The 2,853-nt window shown below is 34.9% G+C and carries 2 protein-coding genes, 1 pseudogene and 1 riboswitch; of the genes and pseudogenes, 1 reads left to right on the top strand and 2 read right to left on the bottom strand.

Annotated elements, in window-relative coordinates; translation table 11 throughout:
* Positions 1-190, top strand: a pseudogene (locus AC1DUW_RS24925) (citrate transporter); the annotation flags it as partial.
* 95 nt (positions 191-285) lie between these two features.
* Here AC1DUW_RS24925 and AC1DUW_RS24920 read toward each other — a convergent pair.
* Both AC1DUW_RS24920 and AC1DUW_RS24915 read right to left on the bottom strand, forming a co-directional pair.
* Positions 286-1,122 carry a TIGR03943 family putative permease subunit gene (locus tag AC1DUW_RS24920; RefSeq protein ID WP_477643730.1) on the bottom strand — a complete coding sequence of 279 codons (837 nt, stop codon included), beginning with the start codon at positions 1,120-1,122 and terminating at the stop codon, positions 286-288.
* Positions 1,123-1,136: 14 nt separating this feature from the next.
* Positions 1,137-2,018: a permease gene (locus AC1DUW_RS24915; protein ID WP_387591929.1), complete on the bottom strand. Its 882-nt coding sequence runs from the start codon at positions 2,016-2,018 to the stop codon at positions 1,137-1,139.
* 726 nt (positions 2,019-2,744) lie between these two features.
* A riboswitch (purine riboswitch) is annotated at positions 2,745-2,848 on the top strand.
* Positions 2,849-2,853: the final 5 nt, after the last annotated feature.

Genomic DNA, 2,853 nt, shown 5'->3' with positions numbered 1-2,853 from the left:
AATTGGGCGTGCCTCTATATTAGGTCAACCCTTACATGTAATTAGTCCTTTAGTTGCAGCTGCACACTTGCTAATAGGGATGGTTGGGATTGAATTTGGAGATCTGCAGAGATTTGCTATAAAGTGGGCGTTAGGAACCACTGCAGTTATGACTATTGCGGCATTAGTTTTAGGGGTTATTTCCATATAAATATAAATATTGCGGAATTGTTATATGTTGAACTTTATAGGTTTTTACAAAGAAAGGTAAGGATATCGTATCCTTACCTTTTAATGGCTAAGTTCCTAATATTGTCTATATACATATGGATCCTTAGGTTCAACGGTTTTATTATATGATGATACTTTGAGTATCGGAATGGTTTTCTTAAATGGCTGATAATAAATGGTTTCTAATTCTCCTGTCACGGAATACCACTCATCATTTTTAGGATTCATCCCTTCCGGAAATTCAATTAACATACCGAATGCCCCAGAATCTGCGACACAGTGAATGATACCGAAACGAAACAGAAATACCTGGTTTTTGGCTACATCCTCTGAATTATAGGAAAATCCGGTTAACGTAATTTGTTTACCGGTGAACTTTCCAGGAGAGTAGTAGATGGCTTCTAAATCGGTAAGGTAGTTTTCGTCGGTTAAATGAATTCTATTATATTCGACTAAGCTTTTGAGTGACTGGTCCATTAAAGTTAAATAGTCATCCTTACCATAATAAAGACTCGTATCAGGCTGCAGAAATTGATGCTGACTATATTCATCTGTGTCATCGTATACTGGGAAATGAAATCCTTTTTTTTCTACGATATTTGAATCCATCGTGGCAACAGGCAGAAAAAGGCCGGTGAAAATGGGAATCAAAAATAGCGAGTAAGTAAGGATTTTTTTCCATACCTTGTTTTCATGAGAGTGATCATGTCCTTGATGACACTCTTCACACTCTTCTTGATCTCCTTCTTTTAAATAAAGGTAAGAGCCCATTAACGTAAAAATAGCAAGGATATAGATAGCAATCTGTGAAACATAAGAGTACTCCATATTAATATATTTCGATATATTCCCTGAGGCGTGTAAATGCATAAATAAAAAAGTAAGTCCAAGTAATATAAATAAACGAACCATATATAACACCCTCTTTAAGAAATAAACAATAATGTTAAGCCAAGTACGGAAATAAATATATAGGCCATCAAGCATAAAACAAATTTTGTTTTAAACGTACCTAAAAGCATTATCGTATTTTTGATATCGAACATGGCCCCAAATACAAGAAAAGCAACTAGGGAAGAGGTCGAAAAGGTACTTCTAAAAGAACTTGCAACAAAGGCGTCTGCTTGAGAACACAAGGACATGACATAAGACAAAGCCATCATTACTACATTCCCTGATAGATTTCCTTGACCAATTTCAAGCAATAGGGATGTTTTCAAAAAGGTTTGAATGGCGGCTGCCAGAAGTGCGCCAATAATTAAATATTTTCCTACAGAAAAGAACTCTTCAATCGAGTGTCTAAACATTCCTTTTACTTTGTCTGTAAATGTATGAGAATGGTGATGGGTATGTCCTATATGATCATGTTTCAGTTGATTAGTTTTAAATTGAAAGGATAGGATGCATGCAATAATAATGACGACCAAAAATGCAATTCCGCCACGATAGAAAACCATACTCCAACTATTCCCAAACGCAATATAAGTAGAAAACAGAACAATGGGATTAAGAATAGGTGCAGAAAGCATAAAGGCAATGGCCGCTGAAAGAGGAACACCTTTAGCAATTAAGCGGCGGGTAATCGGGACAATTCCACACTCGCATGCAAGAAATAAGACTCCTGCACCTATTGCGTATAAGACAGACAAGACTGGGTTTTTTGGTATAATCTTTGCAATCATCTCTTCAGACACAAACATTTGGATTATTCCAGATATAAGGACTCCCAATAGGATGAAGGGAAGGGATTCAATTAGGATGCTAATAAAAATGGTATTCATTTGCAAAAGTGCCTGATAGTTCATCATAAACCACCTTCCATAAAGCTGACTTATCCATATTAGTTTTGTTATAAAGGGAAGTCAATTTTTTATTTCTGGAATAATAGTCTAGAACTCGATTGAGTAAGAGAATATAGGTAAAGTAGGAATATTGCGGAATGTATCCAGGTTTAAAAGAAAGGTTAACAGGTATACGAGAGAAGCAACTTCTTACCGCTGGAAGGGTCAAAGTGGTATTTCCTACACCAAAGCATAATTTTGCAAAGTTCTGTAAACATTAGGATCAGTCACGCAGAGCCATTTCAACAATCTATGAATCGGGAGGATTGTAACGTTGAGAATGTATAGAAAAGCTATAATAAAGACGGTAGCTTTTTATGAAGTCTAGACCTACTTTAAGGAACTCTATTTATTCAATTCCACTACAGGACTACTTATTGGAAAGGCTGAAATCCTTGATGCATCAAGGGTTTTAGCCTTTTATTTTTAATATTTACTTTCAGCTGATTGTTGCTGACTTTGCTCCTTAGAAGTAACTAACAACTAATATTATTGATTAGAATAAGAAATAGACATTAATGTAAAGGAGAAGGTGTAATGGGTAACATACTGTAAAGGAGATGAATTGATGGTGGAACAATAAATTACCTTCGTTAATTATCTGRAAAAATATATTAATATAATAATTCGGATTATTAGAAAGTGTATTGTATTTACAAATAAATTAATTTACAATGTTACTCATTCCTATAAAACGCGTTAAATTAATATCCTTGTATAATATCAGTGTAAATGGTCTGATAGTTTCTACCTGGCTGCCTTAAAAATGCCGGACTACAGGGAAGTATGAAATAAAAGAGGC

Source organism: Peribacillus sp. P4_C12 (assembly GCF_056402095.1).
Note: the sequence above shows the minus strand (reverse complement) of the source record. Positions and strands in the feature narration are given on the sequence as shown.

Coding starts and splice junctions, on each gene's coding strand:
- AC1DUW_RS24920 (WP_477643730.1), bottom strand. CDS start 1,122: ATGGTTCGTTTATTTATATTACTTGGACTTACTTTTTTATTTATGCAT.
- AC1DUW_RS24915 (WP_387591929.1), bottom strand. CDS start 2,018: ATGATGAACTATCAGGCACTTTTGCAAATGAATACCATTTTTATTAGC.